This is a genomic window from Streptomyces sp. NBC_01707 (assembly GCF_041438805.1).
Lineage (GTDB): Bacteria > Actinomycetota > Actinomycetes > Streptomycetales > Streptomycetaceae > Streptomyces.
In genome coordinates this window covers 7,791,999-7,815,228 of sequence record NZ_CP109190.1, presented here as the reverse complement: position 1 = coordinate 7,815,228, position 23,230 = coordinate 7,791,999, and the positions used below count along the sequence as shown (strand labels likewise).

Sequence of the window (23,230 nt, the reverse complement as noted above, 5' to 3'; positions counted from 1 at the left end):
GCGGCATGATCGGGGTGTGACGCGACGCCTGATGCTCCTCGACACCGCTTCCCTCTACTACCGCGCCTACTTCGGGGTCCCCGATTCGGTGCGCGCGCCGGACGGCACGCCGGTCAACGCCGTGCGCGGACTGCTCGACTTCATCGGGCGGCTCGTCCAGGACCACCGGCCGGACGAGCTGGTGGCCTGCATGGACGCGGACTGGCGGCCGCACTGGCGGGTGGAGCTGATCCCGTCGTACAAGGCGCACCGCGTCGCCGTTGAGACCGCCGAGGGACTCCCCGACGAGGAGGAGACCCCCGACACGCTGGCCCCGCAGGTCCCGATCATCGAGGACGTGCTCGACGCGCTCGGCATCGCCCGGGTCGGTGTCGCGGGGTACGAGGCGGACGACGTGATCGGTACGCTCACCGGCCTCGCCACGGGCCCGGTGGACATCGTCACGGGCGACCGGGACCTCTACCAGCTCGTCGACGACGCCCGCGGGGTGCGAGTGCTCTACCCGCTGAAGGGTGTCGGGTCGCTGCAGCTCACGGACGAGGCGTGGCTGCGTGAGAAGTACGGGGTGGACGGCTCCGGCTACGTCGATCTGGCGCTGCTGCGCGGCGACCCGAGCGACGGACTGCCGGGCGTCCCCGGCATCGGCGAGAAGACGGCGGCGAAACTGCTGGACGCCTTCGGCGACCTGGCCGGCATCATGGCCGCGGTGGACGATCCGGCGTCCAGGCTGACACCTTCGCAGCGCAAGCGGCTCGACGAGGCGCGGGACTACGTGGCCGTCGCGCCGAGGGTGGTCCGGGTCGCCGGTGACGTACCGCTGCCCGCGTTCGATCCCGCGCTGCCCACCGAGCCGCGCGATCCCGCCGCCCTCGAGGCACTGGCCGACCAGTGGGGCCTGGGCGGCGCCCTTCAGCGTCTGCTCTCCGCCCTTCGGACATGAGGTGCTAGCTTAGGCTTGCCTAAGTATTCGGAACAGGGAGAACCTCGTGGCAGAACGACCGGCGCGGCAGGCACCCACGGCGCAGGGGGCCCAGGTCCTGCGCACCGAGCGGATCACCCCGCACATGGTGCGCGTGGTACTCGGTGGTGACGGCTTGGCCGGCTTCGCGCTGTCCGGGTTCACCGACCACTACGTCAAGCTGTGCTTCGCACCCGAGGGCGCGGACTATGCGCACCCGTTCGATGTGGCCCGCATCCGCGAGGAGTACCCGCGCGAGCTGTGGCCCACCACCCGCACCTACACGGTCCGCTCCTGGGATCCGGTCACCCGGGAGCTGGCGATCGACTTCGTGGTGCACGGCGACGAGGGCCTGGCCGGCCCGTGGGCGCTGCGGGCGGCCCCGGGTGACCAGGTGACGTTCCTCGGTCCCGGCGGCGGGTACGGGCCGGACGCGTCTGCGGACTGGCACCTCCTGGCCGGTGACGAGAGCGCCCTGCCGGCGATCGCGGCGGCGCTGGAGCAGATGCCCGCCGGCGCGGTGGCGCACGCGTACATCGAGGTTGCGGACGCCTCCGAGGAGCAGAAGATCGAGACGGCCGACGGGGTGGAGCTCACCTGGCTGCACCGCGGCGAGCGCCCGGTCGGCGAGGCCGTGACAGCGGCGGTGAAGTCGCTGGACTTCCCCGGGGGCGAGGTACAGGCGTTCGTGCACGGCGAGGCGGGGTTCGTGAAGGAGATCCGCCGGCATCTGCGTCTCGACCGGAAGATCCCGCTGTCGCAGCTGTCGATCTCCGGCTACTGGCGCCTCGGCCAGAACGACGACGCCTGGCGCTCGGTGAAGCGGGAGTGGAACGAGCAGGTGGAGCGCGAGCAGGAGCGCGCCGCGTAGGTCACCGCGCCGCGCGCCTCCGGCGGGTACGCACGCCCCGGTCACCGTCCAGGACGGACGGCGACCGGGGCGTCCACGTATCACGGGCTCCCGGACGGTGACCCGGGTGTGCGTACGTCCCGGTCAGCCGCCTCCGCGCGGCTCCCTCGGCCCGTCGTCGCCGTACGCCCTGGCCGACGCGTCCACATGTGCCAGCTCAGTGCGCCGGACATCGCGTGGTGCGCGCGGTCCGCAGGCCGCGGAGCCGGTCCGGGGCGGACGCCCCCGGACCGGCTCCCTGACGCGGCGCCGTCGTAACCCCGCCGCGCTCCTGACCGTCAGACGGACTTCTGGTACGAGCGGAAGGTGCGGGTCGACAGCCAGACCGCCGCCACCGCGAGGACCAGCAGCGCTCCCCCGCGGCTGAGCACCAGACCCCAGTCGGGGTCGGCGGTCAGCGCCGAACGGCCTGCCACCATCGCCCAGTTGACCGGGTTGAAGTCCGCGATCTGCCGCATCCACGACGGCATCTGGCTCGGCGCCATGAACGAGGACGAGAGGAAGGTCAGCGGCAGCAGCAGAAACGTGTTGATGCCGATGATCGACTCACGCTGGCGGACCAGCATCCCCAAGGCGTTGGAGAGCGCGCCGAAGACGGTGCCGAGCAGGATCGACGCGACGAGGAGGATCAGCAGTCCGCCCGCCCCGCCCGGGTAGGTGGCACCGGCGGCCCAGCCGAGCAGCACGATGATCACCGACTGCACGGCGGTGCTGATGCCGTTCTGCACGACGTTGGCGTTCATCAGCGCGTTCCGGCTGACCGGGGTGGTCAGGAAACGGTTGAGCGTGCCCCGCTCGATCTCCTCCAGGGTTCCCATCCCGGCCCACATGCTCGATCCGAGGGCGCTCATCACCACGATGCCCGGGATCAGGTAGTCGAGATAGGACGTGGTCCCGAAGCCGCCGAGCTCGACGACCTTCTTGAAGAGGTTGCCGAACAGGAACAGCCAGATCACCGGCTGGATCAGGGAGATCGCCAGGAAGACCGGCTGCCTGATGATCGCCATCAGCTGCCGCTGGGTCATGTACCAGGTCTGGGCGAGGGTCTGACTGCTCATCGGGGGCCTCCTGCGGCGATGGGAGCGGAGGCCTGCCCGTCATCTGCGGCCTCGGCCTCGGAGAAGCGGCGTCCGGCGTAGCGCAGATAGACGTCGTCGAGGGAGGGGCGGGCGACGGTGGCGGCGGCGACCGACGCACCGGCCTGCTCCAGGGCGGTGAGCAGTACGGGGACGGCGGCGGCGCCGTCCTCGGCGCGGACGCTCACCCGGCGGCCGTCGGCCTGCACCTCGTACACCCCGGGCACCGCGGTCAGGACGCCGGTGATCGCCGTACGGTCGCCGTCGGTGCGCAGCTCCATGTGGACCGCGTCGCCGCGGAGTTCACCCTTGAGCTCGTCGGGGGTGCCCTCGACGACGATCCGGCCGCGGTCGACGATCGCGATGCGTTCGGCGAGCCGGTCGGCCTCCTCCAGGTAGTGCGTGGTGAGCACGATCGTGAGGCCCTCGTCACCGGCGAGCCGGGAGATCTCGTCCCACATGGCCGTCCGGGCCTCGGGGTCGAGTCCGGTGGTCGGCTCGTCGAGGAAGAGCACCTCGGGCCGGTGGACCAGGCCGAGCGCCACGTCGAGGCGGCGCTGCATGCCGCCGGAGTACCCCTTGACCTGGCGTTCGGCGGCGTCGGCGAGATCGAAGCGGTCCAGCAGCTCATCGGCGCGGCGCTGGATCGCGGCGCCACGCATCCCGTAGAGCCTGCCCTGCAGCACCAGGTTCTCCCGGCCGGTGGCGACGGGGTCGGCGCCGGACTTCTGAGCGACGACACCTATCGCGCGGCGGACCCGGTCGGGGTGGCGCAGGACGTCGTGTCCGGCGACCGTCGCGGCTCCGGAGTCCGGGCGGGCGAGCGTGGTGAGGATCTTCACGGTGGTGGACTTTCCGGCGCCGTTGGGGCCGAGGAGTCCGAAGACCGCGCCGGCGCCGACGGTGAGGTTCATGCCGTTCAGTGCGGTGACATCGCCGGGATAGGTCTTGATCAGTTGTCGCGCCTCTACTGCGGGCGCACGGGTGCTCATGACAGAGCTCTCCTGTGGTCAGCGGGGTGTTCGGGCATACCGAGCCGAACCGCGTGAAAGGAGCCGGGCTATCCTGGGTGTGCCGCACCTCGATCGCCTGGCTCGCCCTCACGGCGTGGCCGGTCCGGGGTTCGAGACCCTGGCGGGCGCTGCTCCAACAGCCCCCTGCCAGGGTCTTTCTTCGTCTCCGGTACTTCTTCTCCGGTAGTGCTCCTGTGCTCTCGTTGCGCTACGTCTTCCGCTCCGGGTCGAGGACGATCTCCTGTTCGTCCAGGTCCTGCCAGTCCTGCGGCACTTCACCGGTCTCGTGGAAGGACTTCCACTCCTCGATACCGCTGATCGTGGCGTCGGCGAGCTCCGTGCGGAATTTCTTGATCCACTCCAGCTGTGCGTCGATCATGTGGAGCTGGTACTCGGTCTCCACGACGAACACCCGGGGCAGCTTCCCCGTCAGTTGGCCGAGGACACCCCGGAGCGCCGCGGACTGGAGCTCCAGTGCACCCTCCCGGGTCTCCAGCAGCTCCGCCACGTCCTCCGGCGGCAGCACCGGCAGCAGCGAGAGCGCGGTCTCGAAGAGCGGGTACTCGGCGGCCGGCGCGGCCAGCAGGTCGGAGAGCCAGTCGATCATTTCGACGCGCCCCGCCTCGGTGAGGCCGTAGAGCGTGCGCTCGGGACGGTTGCCCTGACGCTGCACACCGGCCACCTCGACGTAACCGTGCTTCTCCAGGTTCTGGACGACGGTGTACAGCGAGCCGAAATTGATCTTGACGCTGTGTTCCTTGCCGCGCCGGCGAAGCGTCTGGGCGATCTCGTACGGATGCATGGACCGCTCCGCGAGCAGCACCATCACCGTCAACGCCAGTGGATTGGTGAGCTTGCGCCGTTTGGCCACCGCCCCCGCCGCCCTTCACTCCGCCATCGAATACTCGTGGACGAACATATCGCGAGTGACACGACACGTCAACCACGATGTATCGCGAATTCGGTACGACGTGAAAAGATTTCGCGCACTGACCAATCCGCGCTGCCGTCGGCTCCGAATCACCTCACGGAACCGATGCGCATCCTGGGAGGAAGCCCGCGTGAAAGTAGCCGTGCACATCAGCGGAGCACCATCGGCGGGGCCCGACCTCCAGGAGCTCCTGGAGCTGGTGGCCCGGGGCGACCAGGATGCGTTCGCCAGGATGTACGACGCGGTCTGCGGCCCGGTCCTCGGTCTTGTACGGAGTGTGCTGCGCGACCCCGCACAGTCGGAGGAGGTGGCGCAGGAAGTGCTGGTCGAGGTGTGGCGGACCGCCGCACGCTTCCAGGCTTCCCGCGGCAGCGCCATGAACTGGGTGCTGACCCTGGCCCATCACCGGGCGGTGGACCGGGTGCGCTCGGTCGAGGCGACCAAGGCCCGGGAGCACCGGGCGGCGCTGCTGGACCGTACGCCGGAGTTCGACGAGGTCACCGAGCAGGTCGAGAGCCGGCTGGAGCGGGAGCAGGTACGCCGCTGTCTGCGGACCCTGACCGAGCTGCAACGGCAGTCCGTCACGCTGGCCTACTACCGCGGTCTGACCTACCGCGAAGTGGCGGAACTCCTGTCCGTACCGCTCGGGACGATCAAGACACGACTGCGCGACGGGCTGATCCGGCTGCGCGACTGCCTCGGGGTGAGCGCATGAGCAAGGTGGATCGCATGAGCGGGGCCGAACTGCACACGCTGACCGGGGCGTACGCCCTGCACGCGCTGCCGGACGCGGAACGCGGGAAGTTCGAACGCCATCTCGGCGACTGCGAGGCCTGCGCCGTGGAGGTGCGGGAGCTGTCCGAGACGGCCACCCGGCTCGGGCTCGCGGTGTCCACGACCGCGCCGCACGGGTTGCGCGACCGGGTGCTGCGGGAGATCACAGGCGTGCGGCAGGAGTCCCCGTCGCACGGCGGGCGCTCCCGCTCGGGTCTCTGCGCCCGACGGGCCGGCCGCTGGCCGAAGTTCGCACTCGCCGCGGCCCTGGCCGCCGCTGCCGGGTTCGGCGGGATCGCGGTGTGGCAGAGCCAGGTCGCCCGGGACGCGCAGCAGGAGACGTACCGGGCGCAGCAGCGCAGTGAACAGGTGGCGCAGGTCCTCGCGGCGCCGGACGCGCGGACGAGGTCCGGCGCGCTGAAGGGCGGGGCGAAGGGGACCGTCGTGGTCTCGCGGAGCGAGAACCGGGCCGTGTTCGTGACCTCGGGGATGGCGCCGCCTCCCAGCGGCAAGGTGTACCAGCTGTGGTTCGACGACCGTGGGACCATGCGGTCCGCGGGGCTGATCGACCGGGCGGCTACGAGCGACACCGCACTGTTGGACGGCCCGGTCGACGGGGCGTCGGGCATAGGGATCACCGTCGAGCCGGCCGGCGGCTCCCCGCAACCGACGTCCGCGCCGCTGGCCCTGCTGACCTTCCCGACCGCATGAGGGGCTCCCTGCCATGACCGTCTCGGTGGCGCTGTTCACCTCCGACCTGCGGCTGCACGACAACCCCGCCCTGTCCGCGGCGGTGCGCGGGACGGATGCCGTCGTCCCCCTCTTCGTCGAGGACGACGGCATCCGCCGGGCCGGTTTCGACGCGCCGAACCGGCGGGCGTTCCTCGCCGACTGCCTCATCGGTCTCGACGTGGAGCTGCGCCGCCGCGGCGGCCGGCTCGTCGTCCGCCGGGGCGACGTCGTCCCCGCGGTATGCGCCGTGGTCGCGGAGACGGGTGCGCGGAGTGTGCACATCGCGGCCGGGGTGAGCGGGTACGCACGGGAACGCGAGGACCGTCTGCGTACGGCTCTCGAGGCGGTCGGTTGCACCCTGCACGTCCATGACGCGGTGGTCACCGCGCTGCCTCCGGGCCGGGTCGTCCCGGCGGGGCGCGACCATTTCGCGGTGTTCACCCCGTACTTCCGCCGCTGGGAGGCGGCCGGGGTACGCGGCACACTGACCGGTCCCCGGACGGTACGGGTGCCGGACAGCGCGACCTCCGCACCGCTGCCGACGCGAGCGGAGGTCACGGGCGTCTCACCGGGTCTCGCCGAGGGCGGCGAGACCGCGGGGCGCAAGCTGCTGGCCTCCTGGCTGAACGGCCCGATGGCCGACTACGGGACCGGCCACGACGACCTCGGCGGGGACGCGACGTCCCGGCTGTCGCCGTATCTGCACTTCGGCTGCCTCTCCGCGGCCGAACTGGTGAACCGGGCACGGGAGAAGGGTGGACCGGGCGCCGACGCGTTCGTACGGCAGTTGGCCTGGCGGGACTTCCACCACCAGGTCCTCTCCGCCCGGCCGGACGCGGCATGGGCCGACTACCGTCCGCGTGGCGACAGGTGGCGGTCCGATCCTGACGAGATCGAGGCCTGGCGTGCCGGACTCACCGGCTATCCGCTGGTCGACGCGGCGATGCGACAGCTGGCGCAAGAGGGCTGGATGCACAACCGGGGCCGCATGCTGGTCGCGAGCTTTCTCACCAAGACGCTGTACGTGGACTGGCGCGTCGGCGCCCGTCACTTCCTGGATCTCCTGGTCGACGGGGATCTGGCGAACAATCAGCTCAACTGGCAGTGGGTGGCGGGCACCGGTACGGACACCCGCCCCAACCGGGTGCTCAATCCGGTGGTCCAGGGCAAGCGGTTCGATCCGCGGGGCACCTACGTACGGCGCTGGGTGCCGGAGCTGGCAGGCCTGGAGGACGCCGCGGTCCATGAGCCATGGAAGCTCACCGGCCAGGACCGGGCGCGGCTCGGCTACCCGGATCCGGTGGTGGACCTGGCCGAGGCCCGCGCCAGGTTCGAACGGGCGCGCGGCCTCGACTGACGGTCGGCTGCTCAGCGCTTCCGGGACAGAACCCGCCGATCCAGGTCCGGTGGGCGCCGGCCCGTGCCGGGCGAAGCCGCGTGTGTGCCGAACGGGGCCCCTCGCAGGTACCCCGCGAAGGTGATCGTGGCCGCCACCCTGAGGGATCGACCGGCGATTGCTTCTCATTCGATCGGGTGACGGACCAATCCGCGGACCGTCCGGGTGACGAAGCACAGATGTGAGCGAAGAACAGAACGATGTGCAGGAGCACGGGGCCACCGGGTCCCGGCGGTCCCGCTGGGCACGTACCGGTTTCGCCGGGCTCAGCGGCCTGATCGCCGGATTCTGCGCCTTGGCCGTGGCCGAACTGGCCTCGGCTGTCGTACGTCCGGAGGCGGGTCCGGTCGCGGCGGTGGGCGGGGCGGTCATCGACCGCACTCCCCCGGCCGTGAAGGACTTCGCCGTACGGCACTTCGGCACCGCCGACAAGCTGGTGCTCCAGCTGGGCATCCTGACGCTGCTGGCGGTCTTCGCCGTGGCGGTCGGGATCCTGGCGTCGCGGCACCGGCGGCTCGGCTCTGCGGCCGTTCTGGTCTTCGGCGTGCTCGGGGCGGTGGCGGCGGTGGGACGGCCGGAAGGCAGCCCCGCCGATGCCCTGCCCTCGGTGGTGGGTGCCGTGGTGGCCGCAGGAGTGCTGTATCTCCTGGTCGGACGGCTCGGCCCGGTACTCAGTCCCGCTCCCGCGGCCGGCGTGAGGGTCGGGCCGCGGGGCGGCGCCTTCGACCGGCGCGGTTTCGTGATCGCGGCGACCGCTGCGGCGGCGGCCTCGGCCGGTGCGGGGTTCCTGGGACGGCGGCTGACGGCCTCCGTCCAGGCCGGTGCCGCCGCCTCACGGCGTGATCTCGTCCTACCGGTACCCGAGTCGCCGGCGCCCGCCGTGCCGCCCGGGGCGGATCTGCGGATTCGCGGGCTGAGCTCGTTCATCACCCCGAACAAGAGCTTCTACCGGGTGGACACCGCCCTGGTCGTGCCGCGCATCGACGCCGGTTCGTGGCGGCTGCGGATCCACGGCAAGGGAGTCGCCCGCCCTCTCACGGTCAGCTTCCAGGACCTGCTGGGGCGGGAGATCATCGAGCGCGACATCACCCTGGCATGCGTCTCCAACGAGGTCGGCGGCCCGTACGTGGGCAATGCCCGGTGGATCGGTGTGCGGCTGGCCGATCTGCTGCGGGAGGCCGGGGTGAAGCCGCCTTCGCGGGGCGGTGCCGCCGACCAGATCGTGGCGCGTTCCGTCGACGGCATGACGATCGGCACGCCGGTCGAGACGGTCATGGACGGGCGCGACGCGATCCTCGCCCTCGGCATGAACGGTGAACCCCTGCCGTTCGCGCACGGCTTCCCGGTCCGCATGGTGGTGCCCGGATTGTACGGGTACGTCTCGGCCTGCAAGTGGATCAAGGACATCGAGCTCACGACGTTCGCCTCGTACGACGCCTACTGGGTCAGGCGCAGCTGGTCCCAGCAGGCGCCGGTCAAGACGGAGTCCCGGATCGACACACCGCGTCCGTTCGCCTCGCCCGGGCCCGGCATCGTGCCCGTCGCCGGGGTGGCCTGGGCCCAGCACCGGGGGATCTCCCGGGTGGAGGTCCGCGTCGACGGCGGCGCGTGGCATCCGGCCCGGCTCGCGGCACAGGACAACCGGGACACCTGGCGTCAGTGGGTGTGGGAGTGGCCGGCCACCTCCGGCCGTCACACGCTGGAGGTCCGTTCGACCGACGGGACCGGGGCCACCCAGACCGGCGAACGCGTCGGCACCGTCCCGGACGGTGCGACCGGCTGGCACTCGGTGGTGGTCGACGTGTCCTGAGCCGAACGCCCCCCACACACAGCCTCATTCACTTCACCGCTCTCGACCGTCCCGCGCGCTTCGCGCATCTCGCTCCAGGAGAATCACATGCCCCCTCTGCACCTTCGCCGTGCCGCCGTCGCCGTCTCCGCCGCCGCGCTTCTGCCGCTGGCCCTGACAGCCTGCTCCAACGACTCCAAGGACTCCTCGTCCGGCTCCACCGCGAGCGCGGCCAGGACATCGCCGTCGGCCGCGGCGAGCGAGTCGATGGATATGAACAAGCCGTTCGGGGCGGCCTGTTCGTCCGTGCCGAAGGACGGTGCGGGCAGCTTCGCGGGTATGGCGAAGGACCCGGTCGCCACGGCAGCGTCGCACAACCCGGCGCTCTCCACCCTGGTCACCGCTGTGAAGAAGGCCGGCCTGGTCGACACCCTGAACAACGCGCAGGACATCACCGTGTTCGCCCCGACCGATGACGCGTTCGCCAAGATCCCGCAGGCCGACCTGGACAAGCTGCTGGCGGACAAGGAGCAGCTCACCAAGGTCCTGACGTATCACGTGGTGGGCCGGAAGCTGGCGCCGAGGCAACTGGACAAGGGCTCCTTCACCACGCTGGCCAAGAGCGAGCTGACGACCTCCGGCTCGGACCTGGCGTACACGGTGAACGACACCTCGAAGGTCGTCTGCGGCAACGTCCCGACCGCCAACGCCACGGTCTACATCGTCGACACGGTGCTGATGCCCCCGCAGTAGCGCCACAGGGTCGCCATCGGCCGGCCGGGGCTGCGTCACCGCCCCGGCCGGTCTCTGCCGTGCGTGACCGCAGTGAGCACTTCGGCGCCGCACGGACACGACGGTGTCATTCAGCGGAAACAGGTTCTCCCTAATTTCTGTCATCCGACAGGAATGCGGCTCCGGCCGCCGCGCCGCAAGGGGCCGCCATGTCCGCGAGGCCGCACGCCCTCCCGCCGTCCGTTCTCGAACTGACCGGTGTCTGGCACCGTTCGCTGCTCGTCGACGCGGACGGGCGCCGGGACACCACCACCGCCGTGACCTGGGTTCAGGGCCCTGCCCGGTACGCGGATCTGCGGCAGCCCGTGAACCACCCCCGCCACCCCGGCGCCACCTCCCTGTCCGGCCTCCGCTTCGAAGAGCTTCTGGCACTCACCCGCCAGGAGGCCTTCGCGGGGCGGCTGCGGCAGCGCTCCGACGTGTTCCACTGGGCCCGCACCCTCGACTTCGGGCCCGCCGGACTCCCCGACGCCGGGCGGCTGCGCCGTGAGGGCGCCGTGCTCGTCGAGACGGGCGTGCACGTCGCGTACCTCGAGCACTGGCGCCCGGTGCGCAGCGCCGGACCGTCCGCCGCCGTCGAGCTGTTCGATGCGGAGACCGGCTGCACGGGGCTGCTGGTCCGGGCCGGCGACCGGTTCGCCCAGGTGCGTGACCGCGCCGAGCCGCTGCCCCCCGATGTCTCGCTGGCCGAACTGGTACGCGGCGCCGCCGACATCGGCCGGGCCCGTGCCCTCCTCGACTTCGAGCTCTCCCTCGGGCGGATCGACCACGGCCGGTGGACCGTCGAGCGCTCGACGCTGCCCCACCGTGTGGGCGCCGTACCGGCCCCTGCGCTCGACGGCTGCGCGGGACTGGTGGTCAACGACGCGCGGCCCGACGGCACCCCGTACACCCGGGTCTTCGAGATCACCGCCGCCGAGGGACTCCTCGCCGCGCTCCACTCCACCGGAAGCACTGCCCTCGCCGCATCCGCGACCTCATGCGCGCCCGCACCGGAAGGCATCGGCTGATGTCCCCGACCTCCTTCACCGATCTCCCGGTCGTGGACATCACGGCCCTGCGCACCGGCCACCCTGAAGAACGCGCCCGCGTCGTAGCCCAGTTGGGGCGCGCCGCCCGCGAGACCGGCTTCCTCTACCTCTCGGGCCACGGAATCGACCCCGCGCTGTTCGACCGGCTGCTCGCTGCCGCGAAGGCGTTCTTCGCCCAGCCCGTCGAGGAGAAGATGGCCTGCTGGATCGGGAAGTCGTCCAACCATCGCGGTTACGTCCCCGAGGGCGAGGAAGTCTTCGCCGGCGCCACCGCCGACCGCAAGGAAGCCTTCGACCTCTCCCTCGAACTCCCCGACACCACCGGTCCGTTGCTCGGCCCCAACCAGTGGCCGGCGCTGTCCGGGTTCCGTGAGCCGGTCACCGCCTGGTACGACGCCGTCCTCGCCCTGGGCCACACCCTGTTCGGGGGTTTCGCCGAGGCGCTCGGCCTGCCCCGGGACGCGTTCACCCCGTATCTCACCCGGCCTACCAGCCAGCTCCGGCTGATCCACTACCCGTACGACCCGACGGCGGAGGACCGCCCCGGCATCGGCGCCCACACCGACTACGAGTGCTTCACCCTGCTGCGCCCCACCGCCCCCGGTCTGGAGGTGATGAACGGCGCCGGGGAGTGGATCGACGCACCGCCGCTCGACGACTGCTTCGTCGTCAACACCGGGGATCTGCTGGAGCTCTGGACCAACGGCGAGTTCACCGCCACCTCCCACCGGGTCCGCAAGGTCACCGAGGAGCGCTACTCCTTCCCGCTGTTCTGCACCGTCGACCACGACACCCGCATCACCCCGCTACCCGCCTTCACCGGTCCCGGCCGGCCCGCGCGCCCCGGCGTCGTCGCCGGCGAACACCTCTACGCGCAGACCGTCCAGACCTTCCGCTATCTCGGGCGCCGGCTGGCCGACGGCGGGACGACGCTGCCCCCGGGCGCCCTCCCCCTCTCCTCGTTCGGCCAGGAAGCACGCCACACCCCTCGTTCCTGAACTCCCTCCCTTCCCCTCCCCGTCCCTGAGAGCAGGTGCTGCCATGTCCGTCACCGCGCCCACCGACGTACTCCCCGATCCCCCCGTCCCCGCCGAATCCGCCTCCCCCCTGCAGGAGTTCGGCTACCGCCAGGAGCTCCACCGCAGCCTCGGCCGCTACGCCTCGTTCGCCGCGGGCTTCTCGTTCATCTCGGTGCTGACGACGGTCTTCCAGTTCTTCGCCGTCGGCTACTCCTTCGGCGGCCCGGTCTTCTTCTGGGCGTGGCCCGCGGTGCTGATCGGCCAGCTGCTGGTCGCCGCCTGCTTCGCCGAACTCGCCGCCCGCTACCCGATATCCGGTGCGATCTATCAGTGGTCGTCGCGGCTTTCCAACCTGACCTTCGGCTGGTTCGCGGGCTGGATCATGGTCATCGGCCAGATCGTGGTGGTCGCCGCGGCCGCGCTGGCCCTGCAGATGGTGATGCCGCCCATCTGGTCGGGGTTCCAGCTGATCGGCGGCGACCCGGCGCCGTTGTCCCCGACGGGTGCCACCAACGCGGCGCTGCTCGGCACCATCCTGCTGGTCCTCACCACACTCGTGAACATCGTCGACAACCGCGTGATGTCGATCGTCAACCGGGTCGGTGTGACCGCCGAGATCATCGGCGCGGCGCTGATCGTCGTGCTGCTCCTCACCCACTCGGAACGCACTCCGTCCGTCACCTTCCATACCGGTGGCGCCGGGACGGGGGTGTTCGGCGCACTCCTCGTGGGTTCGTTCACGGCCGCGTACGTCATGATCGGCTTCGACAGCGCGGGCGAGATGAGCGAGGAGACCCGCGACCCACGCCGTACCGCGCCTCGCACCATCCTGTCCGCCCTGGGCGCGGCCGGTCTGCTCGGCGGACTGCTGGTGCTGGGCGGGCTGCTGGCGGCGCCCAGCCTGACCGACGGTCATCTCGCGGTCGACGGCATGAGTTACGTGCTGACCAGCAGTCTCGGCGACGGAGTCGGCCGGGTGCTCCTGGTCGACGTGGTGATCGCCATCGCCGTGGCGACCCTCGCCGTGCAGACGGCGGCCTGCCGGATGCTGTTCTCGATGGCCCGTGACGGCCGGCTGCCGTGCTCCGCCCTGCTGTCGAAAGTCAACGCGCGTACCGGTATGCCGACCGCCCCGGCCGTCGTCGTAGGCGTCCTCGCGGCAGTCCTGCTGCTGCTCAACTTCGCGTCACCCGAGGCGTTCCTGGCGATCGGCACCACCTGCATAGTGATGCTGTACCTCGCGTACTCGATGGTGACGGGTCCCCTGCTGGTCCGCCGGCTGCGCGGTACGTTCGCCGCCCGGACGGACGCCGTGGACGAGACGGGCCGACCGCTGTTCTCGCTGGGCCGCTGGGGCCTTGCCGTCAACACGCTCGCGCTGCTGTACGGGCTGGTGATGACCGTCAATCTGGCCTGGCCGCGGGCCGCGGTGTACGACCCGGCCGGCGGGCACTGGTACTTCCAGTGGTTCACGGTCCTGTTCCTTGCCGCGACGGTCCTGCTGGGCGCGGCATATCAGGTGTACCGGAGCAGGTCGGTCTCCCTAGGCTGACTCCATGGACCAGGGCAGCAGGCAGGACCGGGTGGTGGGCGCCGTCGTCGGATCGGCGGTCGGGGACGCGCTCGGGGCGCCGTTCGAGTTCGGTCCTGCGGGTGTGTACACGACCCGGTTCCCCCAGGGTGCCGGAGCGATGTGCGGGGGCGGCGGCTGGGATCCGGGCGAGGCGACGGACGACACCCAGATGGCAGTTCTGGTCGGTGAGTCCCTGCTGGAGCGGGGCGGGCTCGACCTCGCCGACATGTTCGGCAGGTTCCGGCGGTGGGCGGCGGGCGAGCCGAAGGACATCGGTCTGCAGACCGAGTCCGTCCTGACGAGCGGCGATCCCTGGGACGTGGCCGCCGCACTCCACTTCCAGGTCGAGGGGCGTGCGGCAGGCAACGGTTCGCTGATGCGGGCGGCGACCTCCGCCGTGTACTTCGCGCGGGCCGACGGCCCGGAACCGGCGGCGCGGGCCGCAACGATGGACGCCGCCCGCCGGATCGCGGCACTGACGCACGGCGACCGGGCCGCCTGGGAGGGCACCGCCGTCCTCCATGACCTGATCCGGGTGGCACTGAACGGCGACGACCCGCTCACCGCCGTCCCCGGCGCCCTGGCCGCCGTCCACGACGACCAGCGCGAACGCTGGGCGACGGTCCTCGCCCCCGGCTGGCACCCCGGCCTGGCGACGGAGTTCAACGGCGCGGTGTGGCCGTGCCTGGGCACCGCGGTCTGGGCGCTGCGCACGACACGTACCTTCGAGGCCGCGCTGGCGGCCGCCATCGACGTGGGCGGGGACACCGACACGGTCGCGGCCGTCACCGGCGGCCTGGCCGGGGCGGTGCACGGGAGGGATGCGATCCCGTCGCGCTGGACGGAGCCGCTACATGTCCCCCTGCCGGGGTTCGGGGGCCGGGTCCTGCGAACGGAACAGCTGACGTCGCTGGCCCGAAGCCTGGATTCGCACAGTTCCTAAGGGACGAAACATGCACATAAGGCCCAGATAAGCGCAGAATGGTGTGAAGAGGCGCCTACCGCACTTCACCCTCACCCTCCGCGGTCGGGCCTGCAGGATCGAAGGAGACGACTCTCATGTCCAACGTCTCGCACACCCGCGCTGACATAACCAGTCACCCGGATGTTTCCGAAATGCGGGAACGCTATGCCCGCATGCTCGGTGGTCGCGATGTGGCACTCGTGGACGGACCGGTGTTCCTCGTCGGCCTCTACTGCGCCATCTCGCCCTGGGTGCTCCACTTCACCGCGAGCCAGCCCACACTCGTGCAGCACAACCTGATCATGGGAATCGCGATCGCGGTGCTGGGACTCGGGTTCACCGTGATGCCGGCCCGGATGTACGGCCTGAGCTGGGCCATCTGCGCCATGGGCATCTGGATGATCGTGTCGCCGTGGATCGTCGGCAGCAGCCCTGACATGGGCGTCATCATCAACAACGTCATCATCGGCGGTCTGGCGCTGCTGCTCGGGCTGGTCTGCGTCGGTGCCTCGATGAAGAACAGTCGGACCTGACAACCTGCCCGGCGGATCGCCGCCGGGACGAACGGAGGACGGAAAGCCGCCGGCCGGTCCGCACCGAGCGGGCCGGCCCAGGCATGCCCCGTCCGCACGGCCCATACCGGCCGGGCACCCGGCCGACCGAGGCACGGTCCGGCCCCGAAGGCACACCACCCTGGCCGGGCAGCCAGGCCGTCAGTCGGGCCGCGCCCCCACAATTCTCAATGCCGCATCCGCCGTCGCCGCCGCGAACGCGGCCACCGGCCGTTCCGGCCCCGAGCGGCGGACCAGGATCACGCCCTCGATGAGCCCGAAGACCAGATCGGTACGGAGCGCCAGCTCCCCCTCGTCCAGCGCCGCCCCCGCACGGGTCGCCGCCAGCAGCGTCCCGTACGCCTCCTTCAGCTCGTCCCGCACCCGGTGGAAGCCGGCGAACCGCTCGGCCCGCACCTCGGGCAGCACGTACAGCGCACCCAGGTTGTACGGCCCGCCGCACAGCAGCGCCACGTCGGAGCGACAGAGCTCCCGCAGCCGGTCCTCGGCGGCCGTCGCATCATCGGCGAGCAGCTTCCTGGCCAGCGCCAACGACGGGGTCACCGTGGATTCCAGGAGCTCCGCCAGGAGGTCCTCCTTGCCCGCGACGTAGTGGTACATCGTCGCCTGCCGCATACCGGCCCGTTCCGCGACGGCCCGCGTGGTGGTCGCGGCGTACCCGCGGGTGGTGAACAGCCCGGCGGCGGCGGTCAGCAGTTCTTCGCGCGCGGACAGTCCGCTGTCCGCGCGTTGCTGGGCGCGCGGCCGGCCGACCCGTCTCCCGGTGGTGGACATGGGCCGATCGTCGCACATCCGCGTCCGCCCCGATCTTGGTGAGCACTCGGTAACTCCCGTGCAACGGACGGGCAATGGCCCCGACTCGCCCGCGTCCTAATTTCTGTCACGCGACAGAAATGCGCGACGGAAATGCACCACGGAGGTGCGCGACAGAAGCGCGCGATCGACAGGCACGTCGAGCCGGAGGGTCCAGCCATGGCGACAGCGACGACACACGGAGCCCGGGACCACGCCCGCGCCCAGCACGGCACCCGTACCGAAACCATGCCGGTGGTACCCGCGAGCGACTGGCCCGCGGCCGTCCCCGGCACGCCGGTCTGGGCCGAGACCGTGGCAGGGGGCAACTACACCCACCGGGTGCTCGCCCGCGGCACCGAGCTCCGGCTCACCGATCTCGCGGGAGACGCCTGCGCCCATCTGCTGCTGTACGTGGACGGGCGCCCCTGGGAGCGGCTCAACACCGCGGACACCGTCAAGGTCCAGTGGAACGCCTACCTCGGCGCCGACCGGCTGCTCCTCTCCGACCAGGGGCGGGTCCTCGCCGCCGTGGTCGCCGACGGCTCGGGCCGGCACGACGCCCTGTGCGGCACGTCGACCCTCGTACGCAACACCGAGCGGTACGGGGACGGCTCCCCGCAGTCGCCGTCCCCGGCCGGCCGGGAACTGCTGAAGCTCGCTGCCGCGAAGAACGGGCTCGGGCCGCGCGATCTGCCACCGTCGCTCTCCTTCTTCCAGGGTGTCGAGGTACGTGCGGACGGCGCCCTGGACTTCACCGGCTCCGCCGGACCCGGCGCGTCGGTGACACTCCGCGCCGAGCAGGACCTGACCGTGCTCATCGCCAACGTCCCGCATCCGCTGGACCCGCGCCCCGACTACGTCTGCACCCCGCTGGAGGTGCTGGCCTGGCGCGCCCGTCCGACCGCGCCCGGGGACCAGCTCTGGGACGCCACACCGGAGGGTCGCCGCGCCTTCCTCAACACGCTCGACTTCCTCACCGCCAGGGGGCTCGCATGACCGTCGCCACCACTGTCACCAGCACCGTCCGCAGCTCGGACGTGATCCCCGCGCAGGCCGCCTGGTCCGCCGTCGTGCGCGCCGGCGAACAGCTCACCCTGACCGATCTCCACGGCAACCAGGCCGTGGACTTCCTGGTGTACGACGCCCAGGACACCACCGTCCGCTACAGCGCCCCGGACACCGTCCACGCGCAGGGCAACATCTTCCTCACCACCGGCAGCGTGCTGCTGTCCAACGAGCACACCCCGCTGATGACGGTCACCGAGGACACCTGCGGCCGCCACGACACGGTCGGCGGCGCCTGCTCGAAGGAGTCCAACACCCTGCGCTACGGGCACCACACCTGGTCGCAGCACGCCTGTGTGGACAACTTCCTCGCGGAGGGCGCCCGGCACGGACTCGGCAAGCGCGATCTGGTCTCCAACATCAACTGGTACATGAACGTCCCCGTGGAGATGGACGGCACGCTGGGCATCGTCGACGGCATCTCCGCCCCCGGTCTGCGGGTCACCCTGCGCGCCGAACGGGACGTCCTGGTCCTGGTCTCCAACTGCCCCCAGATCAACAACCCCTGCAACGGCTTCGACCCCACGGCCGTCGAAGCCACCATCGGCGAGGCCACCCCATGACGAATTTCGACACACTGCTGGTGGCCAACCGGGGCGAGATCGCGGTACGGATCATCCGCACCGCGCGCCGGCTCGGTCTCCGTACGGTCGCGGTGTTCTCGGACCCCGACCGCTCAGCGCCCCATGTCCGCCTCGCCGACACGGCGGTACGCCTGGGGCCCGCGCCCGCCAAGGAGTCGTACCTCGACGCCGACCTGGTCCTGAAGGCCGCCAAGGACACCGGGGCCGGGGCCATCCACCCCGGCTACGGCTTCCTCTCCGAGGACGCCGGGTTCGCCCGGCGCTGCGAGGACGCGGGGATCGTCTTCGTCGGCCCGACCGCCGAGCAGTTGGAGCTGTTCGGGGCGAAGCACACCGCTCGCGCGGCCGCCGAGGCCGCGGGCGTACCGCTCGCCCCCGGCACCGGGCTGCTCCCCGATCTGCCGTCGGCGGTGGCGGCGGCCGACCGCATCGGCTATCCCGTGATGCTCAAGGCGACCGGTGGTGGCGGCGGTATCGGCATGTCGGCCTGTCGATCCGTCGACGACCTTGCCGACGCCTGGGAGCGGGTGCAGCGGGTCGCCGCCGCGTCCTTCTCCTCCGCCGGTGTCTTCCTCGAACGCCTCGTGGAGGACGCCCGCCATGTCGAGGTGCAGGTCTTCGGCGACGGCCGGGGCCGGGTGGTGACCTTCGGCGACCGCGACTGCTCCCTCCAGCGCCGCAACCAGAAGGTCCTGGAGGAGGCCCCCGCCCCGGGGCTGCCGCCGCACGTCCGTAAACAACTGGCCGCGTCCGCCCAGGATCTGTGCGGGGCGGTCGGCTACCGCTCGGCGGGCACGGTGGAGTTCGTCTATGACGCGGCGCGCGCGGAGGCGTACTTCCTGGAGGTCAACACCCGCCTCCAGGTCGAGCACCCGGTCACCGAGGAGATCTACGGCGTCGACCTCGTCGAGTGGATGCTGCGCCTCGCCCAGGGCGACACGGATGTCGTACGCGAACCGGATGCGCCGCGCGGCCACGCCGTCGAGGCCAGGGTCTACGCCGAGGACCCGACCCGCGACCACCGCCCCGGCGCGGGCCTGCTGACCCGGGTCGCGTTCCCCGAGGGAGTCCGTGTCGACACCTGGGTCGAGACAGGAACGGAGGTGACGACGTCGTACGACCCGATGCTGGCCAAGGTCGTCGCGCACGGCACCGACCGCACCGAGGCCCTCGCACGGCTGGACTCGGCACTCGCCGCCACCCGGATCGACGGCATCGAGACCAATGTCGGACTGGTACGGGCCGCTCTGGCCGACGACCGGGTCCGCACCGCCGCGCACTCCACGGCCACGCTCGCCACCGTCGGCGACCCGACCCCGCGCATCGAGGTGGTCTCCGGCGGCACCCTCACCACGGTGCAGGACTGGCCCGGCCGTACCGGCTACTGGCAGGTCGGCGTCCCTCCGTCGGGCCCGATGGACGACCTGTCGTTCCGCCTCGGCAACACGGCGCTCGGCAATGACGCGGGCGCGCCCGGCCTCGAATGCACGCTCCAGGGCCCGGCCCTTCGGTTCACCCACCCGACCACGGTCTGTGTGACGGGCGCACCCGCCCCCGTGTCGGTCGACGGCGAACCGGTCGCCCTGTGGGAACCCTTCACCGTCCCGGCGGGCTCCACACTCGCGGTCGGCGCACCGGACGGACACGGTCTGCGTACGTACGTCCTCTTCGCCGGCGGCGGCCTGGACGTGCCGGACTTCCTGGGCAGCGCGGCGACGTTCACCCTGGGCGGCTTCGGCGGGCACGGCGGCCGGGCCCTGCGCACGGGCGATGTCCTGCACGGCGGCGCGGTGCGTACACCGGGCGCCGCCGTACCGGACGCCGAACGTCCGCACATCGGTGGCAGCTGGCACATCGGCGCGGCCGAAGGCCCGCACGCCGCACCGGAGTTCTTCACCGAGGAGGACATCCACGACTTCTACGCCGCCGACTGGAAGGTCCACTTCAACTCGGCCCGCACCGGCGTCCGGCTGGTCGGCCCCAAACCACGCTGGGCCCGCACCGACGGCGGCGAGGCCGGACTCCACCCCTCGAACATCCATGACACGCCGTACTCCGTGGGCGCCGTCGACTACACGGGAGACATGCCCGTGCTGCTCGGCCCCGACGGGCCGTCGCTGGGCGGCTTCGTCTGCCCGGCGACGGTGGTGACGGGCGAGCGGTGGAAGCTGGGCCAGCTACGGCCGGGCGACACGGTCCGCTTCACCCCGGTGACGATCACCGGCGAGCGGCGCCCGGACATCGTCGACGGCGGCATCCTGTACCGGAGCGACGACGTCACGTACCGCCGCAGCGGCGACGACAACGTGCTGGTCGAGTACGGTCCGATGCAGTTGGACCTGGCCCTGCGGATGCGGGTGCACGCCCTGATGGAGGCGCTCACCGCGGCGGCCGTCCCCGGCATCACCGGCCTCACACCCGGCATCCGCTCGCTCCAGATCCAGACCGATCCGGAGCTCCTCCCCCAGCACCGGCTCCTGGCGCTCCTGCACGCCACCGAGGCGGCGCTCCCGCCCACGGACGCTCTGACCGTGCCGTCACGGACCGTCCATCTGCCTCTGTCCTGGGACGATCCGGCGACCCGCGAGGCCATCGCCCGCTACATGGCCGGGGTACGCGACGACGCTCCCTGGTGCCCCTGGAACATCGAGTTCATCCGCCGGGTCAACGGCCTGGACTCGGTCGACGACGTGTACCGCACGGTCTTCGACGCCGAGTATCTGGTGCTGGGCCTCGGCGACGTCTATCTGGGCGCACCGGTCGCCACCCCGCTCGACCCCCGGCACCGCCTGGTCACCACCAAGTACAACCCGGCCCGCACCTGGACGGCGGAGAACTCGGTCGGCATCGGCGGCGCCTATCTGTGCATCTACGGCATGGAGGGGCCGGGCGGATACCAGTTCGTCGGGCGCACCACCCAGGTGTGGTCGGGGTGGCAGCAGCGCGGCGCCTTCCAGCCCGGTTCACCATGGCTGCTGAGGTTCTTCGACCGGATCAAGTGGTACCCCGTGGAGGCGGACGAACTCCTGGAGCTCCGCGCGGACATTGCGTCCGGCCGGTTCGTTCCGCGGATCGAGGAGGGCGAGTTCTCCCTGGCGCGCTACGAGAGGTTCCTGGCCGACGACGCCGACTCGATCGCCGGTTTCCGCACCCGTCAGGGCGCCGCCTTCGCGGCGGAACGGGACGCCTGGGAGGCGGCCGGCGAGTTCGCGCGGGCGGAGGCCGCCACGGAACCGGCGCCCCCGGCCGCCGAGGTGACGGTGCCGCCGGGCGGCCGGCTGGTGGAGGCCGAGTTCGCGGCGTCGGTCTGGCAGCTGAACGTCGCCGCGGGTGACACGGTGACGGCGGGTCAGCCTCTTCTCGCCCTGGAGGCGATGAAGATGGAGTCCCGGGTCCACGCCCCGGCGGACGGCGTCGTCGTGGAGATCCTCACCCGGCCGGGTGCCCAGGTGGAACCGGGTTCGGCACTGCTGGTCCTGGCACCGCCCCCCACGAACTGAGGAGCACACATGACCACGCCCGCACCCGTGCTGGCCCGGGTCCGCGCCGCCCACGCCCGGATCGAGGCCGTCGACCGCCCGGAGATCTGGATCGACCTGCGCCCGCTGTCCGAGGTGGAGGCCGAGGCCGGAAACCTCGACGCCCGCGTGTCCGCAGGGGAACATCTCCCGCTCGCCGGCCGCTTGCTGGCCGTCAAGGGCAACATCGATGTGGCCGGCCTCCCCACCACGGCGGGCTGCCCGTCGTACGCGTACGAACCGACGGCCGACGCCCCGGCCGTGGCCCGCCTCCGTGCGGCCGGAGCCCTGGTGATCGGCACGACCAACCTCGACCAGTTCGCCACGGGGCTGGTCGGCACCCGCTCCCCCTACGGGGCGGTGCGTCACGCCCATGACCCGTCCCTGATCAGCGGAGGTTCCAGCTCCGGTTCCGCGGTCGCCGTCGCGCTCGGCATCGCCGACCTGTCGCTCGGCACCGATACCGCGGGCTCCGGCCGGGTCCCGGCGGCGTTCAACGGGATCGTGGGTCTGAAGCCGACCCGCGGCCTGGTCCCGACCGACGGTGTGGTCCCGGCCTGCGCAAGCCTGGACTGTGTGACCGTCTTCGCCCGTACGCTCCCCGAGGCAGAGCAGGCGCTCGCCCTGATGACCACGACCACGCCACGGTCCGCGCCCGCCCGGACACCGGGGCCCTGGCGGATCGCGGTCCCGACGACCGGACAGCTGGGGGACCTGGACCCCGGCTGGGCGGAGGCGTACGAGGCAGCGGCCGTCCGCCTCCACGAGGCGGGCGCACACCTGCAACCGGTGGACCTGGCCCCCTTCCTCGAAGCCGCCGCCCTGCTGTACGAGGGAGCGTTCGTGGCCGAGCGCTACACGGCCGTCGGCGCGTTCATCGACGCCGCTCCCGCCGCCGACGACCTCGACCCCACCGTCGCCCACATCATCACGGCGGCCCGGGACATCCCGGCACACCGTCTGTTCGCCGACCGGGACCGGCTGGCGGTTCTGCGCGACGCCGCCATGACGGCCCTCTCCGACGCCGACGCCCTTCTCCTGCCCACCGCACCGGGTCACCCCACGCTGGCGGAGGTCGCCGCGGACCCGCTGGGCACCAACGCACGGCTGGGCCGGTTCACCAACTCCACCAACCTGTTCGACCTGTGCGCGGTGGCCGCCCCGGCCGGCGACGTGGCCGGACACCCCTTCGGCGTGATGCTGATCGGCCCGGCCGACACGGATGAGCGCCTGGCCCGCATCACCGCGCTACTGACCCCACCCACCAGGCTCGTCGTCGCGGGAGCCCATCTGGCGGGCCAGCCCCTGAACCCTCAACTCCTGGACCTGGGTGCCCACTTGCTCCGCACGACGACCACGGCCCCGATGTACCGCCTGCACGCCCTGCGCACCGACCCTCCCAAGCCCGGCCTGGAACGGGTCGGCGAAGGCGGCGCCGCGATCGAGGTGGAGGTCTGGGAACTGCCCCCTGAGGGCCTGGGCCGCCTCACGGCGGAGCTCCCGCCCCCCATGACACTGGGCCGGGTGGAGCTCTCGGACGGCACGACGGCGCCCGGCTTCCTGTGCGAGCCCTACGCCCTGCGCAGCGCAACGGACATCACGGCGCACGGCGGCTGGCGCGCCTACCTCGACCGCTGACCCGAAGCACGGGGGCGCAGTACCGTCCACCGAACCCGGTCCTCGTCCCCGGACGGTCGGCCCGATCCACCCGGCCCCGCCCCGTCCGGCCCCGAGGGCC

Annotated in this window: 20 protein-coding genes; 16 read left to right on the top strand and 4 right to left on the bottom strand. The window is 71.7% G+C overall.

Annotated elements, in window-relative coordinates; genetic code table 11:
- Window positions 1–31: 31 nt before the first annotated feature.
- The gene (locus OG963_RS35000; protein ID WP_371800344.1) at window positions 32–940 is read left to right on the top strand and encodes a 5'-3' exonuclease H3TH domain-containing protein; all 909 of its coding nucleotides are present in this window, start codon (window positions 32–34) and stop codon (window positions 938–940) included.
- A 46-nt stretch (window positions 941–986) separates the two neighbouring features.
- Window positions 987–1,829 (top strand): siderophore-interacting protein, encoded by an 843-nt coding sequence (locus tag OG963_RS34995; protein WP_093775189.1) that lies wholly within the window; start codon window positions 987–989, stop codon window positions 1,827–1,829.
- Between the two features lie 317 nt (window positions 1,830–2,146).
- Here the strand turns inward: OG963_RS34995 and OG963_RS34990 are convergent, their stop codons facing one another.
- The 3 genes from OG963_RS34990 to OG963_RS34980 all read right to left on the bottom strand — a co-directional run bounded on the left by OG963_RS34990 (window position 2,147) and on the right by OG963_RS34980 (window position 4,828).
- Window positions 2,147–2,926: an ABC transporter permease gene (locus OG963_RS34990; protein WP_093930022.1), complete on the bottom strand. Its 780-nt coding sequence runs from the start codon at window positions 2,924–2,926 to the stop codon at window positions 2,147–2,149.
- Window positions 2,923–3,936 (bottom strand): ATP-binding cassette domain-containing protein, encoded by a 1,014-nt coding sequence (locus tag OG963_RS34985; RefSeq protein WP_371799812.1) that lies wholly within the window; start codon window positions 3,934–3,936, stop codon window positions 2,923–2,925. Before OG963_RS34985 ends, OG963_RS34990 begins: the two co-directional genes overlap by 4 nt.
- A 229-nt stretch (window positions 3,937–4,165) precedes the next feature.
- Window positions 4,166–4,828: a PadR family transcriptional regulator gene (locus tag OG963_RS34980; RefSeq protein ID WP_030918513.1), complete on the bottom strand. Its 663-nt coding sequence runs from the start codon at window positions 4,826–4,828 to the stop codon at window positions 4,166–4,168.
- A gap of 190 nt (window positions 4,829–5,018) precedes the next feature.
- On the opposite strand from OG963_RS34980, the gene OG963_RS34975 reads away from it, so the two are divergent.
- The 10 genes from OG963_RS34975 to OG963_RS34930 all read left to right on the top strand — a co-directional run bounded on the left by OG963_RS34975 (window position 5,019) and on the right by OG963_RS34930 (window position 15,491).
- Complete coding sequence (locus OG963_RS34975) at window positions 5,019–5,603, top strand: sigma-70 family RNA polymerase sigma factor (protein WP_093930021.1); 585 nt, start codon at window positions 5,019–5,021, stop codon at window positions 5,601–5,603.
- A gap of 14 nt (window positions 5,604–5,617) precedes the next feature.
- Window positions 5,618–6,373: an anti-sigma factor domain-containing protein gene (locus OG963_RS34970; RefSeq protein ID WP_371800343.1), complete on the top strand. Its 756-nt coding sequence runs from the start codon at window positions 5,618–5,620 to the stop codon at window positions 6,371–6,373.
- Window positions 6,374–6,386: 13 nt separating this feature from the next.
- Complete coding sequence (locus OG963_RS34965) at window positions 6,387–7,751, top strand: deoxyribodipyrimidine photo-lyase (protein ID WP_371799811.1); 1,365 nt, start codon at window positions 6,387–6,389, stop codon at window positions 7,749–7,751.
- A 313-nt stretch (window positions 7,752–8,064) separates the two neighbouring features.
- Entirely contained in the window at window positions 8,065–9,600 is a 1,536-nt protein-coding gene (locus OG963_RS34960; protein ID WP_371800342.1) for a molybdopterin-dependent oxidoreductase, read from the top strand.
- Between the two features lie 87 nt (window positions 9,601–9,687).
- On the top strand, window positions 9,688–10,332 hold the full coding sequence (locus OG963_RS34955) for a fasciclin domain-containing protein (RefSeq protein ID WP_371799810.1): 645 nt from the start codon (window positions 9,688–9,690) through the stop codon (window positions 10,330–10,332).
- A gap of 188 nt (window positions 10,333–10,520) precedes the next feature.
- Complete coding sequence (locus tag OG963_RS34950) at window positions 10,521–11,381, top strand: hypothetical protein (protein ID WP_319737546.1); 861 nt, start codon at window positions 10,521–10,523, stop codon at window positions 11,379–11,381.
- Window positions 11,381–12,400, top strand: coding sequence for an isopenicillin N synthase family oxygenase (locus OG963_RS34945; RefSeq protein ID WP_093775502.1), 1,020 nt, complete (start codon window positions 11,381–11,383; stop codon window positions 12,398–12,400). Before OG963_RS34950 ends, OG963_RS34945 begins: the two co-directional genes overlap by 1 nt.
- Before the next feature lie 43 nt (window positions 12,401–12,443).
- Window positions 12,444–13,973: an amino acid permease gene (locus tag OG963_RS34940; protein ID WP_093775175.1), complete on the top strand. Its 1,530-nt coding sequence runs from the start codon at window positions 12,444–12,446 to the stop codon at window positions 13,971–13,973.
- 4 nt (window positions 13,974–13,977) lie between these two features.
- Window positions 13,978–14,937, top strand: a complete 960-nt coding sequence (locus OG963_RS34935) for an ADP-ribosylglycohydrolase family protein (RefSeq protein ID WP_093775173.1) — start codon at window positions 13,978–13,980, stop codon at window positions 14,935–14,937.
- A 116-nt stretch (window positions 14,938–15,053) separates the two neighbouring features.
- Window positions 15,054–15,491 carry an SPW repeat protein gene (locus OG963_RS34930; protein ID WP_078878776.1) on the top strand — a complete coding sequence of 146 codons (438 nt, stop codon included), beginning with the start codon at window positions 15,054–15,056 and terminating at the stop codon, window positions 15,489–15,491.
- A gap of 180 nt (window positions 15,492–15,671) precedes the next feature.
- Here the strand turns inward: OG963_RS34930 and OG963_RS34925 are convergent, their stop codons facing one another.
- The gene (locus OG963_RS34925) at window positions 15,672–16,304 is read right to left on the bottom strand and encodes a TetR/AcrR family transcriptional regulator (RefSeq protein ID WP_371799809.1); all 633 of its coding nucleotides are present in this window, start codon (window positions 16,302–16,304) and stop codon (window positions 15,672–15,674) included.
- Between the two features lie 198 nt (window positions 16,305–16,502).
- On the opposite strand from OG963_RS34925, the gene OG963_RS34920 reads away from it, so the two are divergent.
- From OG963_RS34920 to atzF, 4 genes are read left to right on the top strand one after another with little or no spacing between them, the layout of a single operon-like run.
- On the top strand, window positions 16,503–17,321 hold the full coding sequence (locus OG963_RS34920) for an urea amidolyase associated protein UAAP1 (RefSeq protein ID WP_093775500.1): 819 nt from the start codon (window positions 16,503–16,505) through the stop codon (window positions 17,319–17,321).
- Window positions 17,318–17,953: an urea amidolyase associated protein UAAP2 gene (locus OG963_RS34915; protein ID WP_093775169.1), complete on the top strand. Its 636-nt coding sequence runs from the start codon at window positions 17,318–17,320 to the stop codon at window positions 17,951–17,953. Before OG963_RS34920 ends, OG963_RS34915 begins: the two co-directional genes overlap by 4 nt.
- Window positions 17,950–21,474, top strand: coding sequence for a 5-oxoprolinase/urea amidolyase family protein (locus OG963_RS34910; protein ID WP_371799808.1), 3,525 nt, complete (start codon window positions 17,950–17,952; stop codon window positions 21,472–21,474). The genes OG963_RS34915 and OG963_RS34910 overlap by 4 nt, the downstream gene beginning before the upstream one ends.
- Before the next feature lie 9 nt (window positions 21,475–21,483).
- Window positions 21,484–23,130, top strand: a complete 1,647-nt coding sequence (atzF, locus tag OG963_RS34905) for an allophanate hydrolase (RefSeq protein WP_371799807.1) — start codon at window positions 21,484–21,486, stop codon at window positions 23,128–23,130.
- Window positions 23,131–23,230 lie beyond the last annotated feature (100 nt).